This window comes from Jeotgalibacillus sp. ET6, assembly GCF_029667115.1.
In the GTDB taxonomy this organism is placed as follows: domain Bacteria; phylum Bacillota; class Bacilli; order Bacillales; family Jeotgalibacillaceae; genus Jeotgalibacillus.
The window spans coordinates 1-242 of sequence record NZ_JARUIU010000255.1 but is presented as its reverse complement, the minus strand read 5'-3'; the positions used below and the strand labels follow the sequence as shown (position 1 = coordinate 242).

Below are 242 nucleotides of genomic sequence, written 5' to 3'. Positions count from 1 at the left end.
ATCCATTTTTACATAAGGAGGGTGTTATATGAGCTTTGAAGTATTGGGAATTTCAGTACTTTGGGTTTTTCTATATTGTTATCTCATTATCGCTTCGATCGATTTTGGAGCTGGTTTTTTTGCTTATTATTCCAGAATCACAAAACGTGAACACATAATGAGCAAATTAATCAGCCGATACTAATCACCCGTATGGGAAGAAACAAATGTATTTTTTGTCTTTTTCTTTGTTGGACTGATCG

At 33.9% G+C, this 242-nt stretch carries 1 pseudogene; it reads left to right on the top strand.

Annotation, left to right across the window (positions count from 1 at the left end):
• Positions 1-28: 28 nt before the first annotated feature.
• Positions 29-181 (top strand): annotated as a pseudogene (locus tag P6709_RS20260) (cytochrome d ubiquinol oxidase subunit II); the annotation flags it as partial.
• Positions 182-242 lie beyond the last annotated feature (61 nt).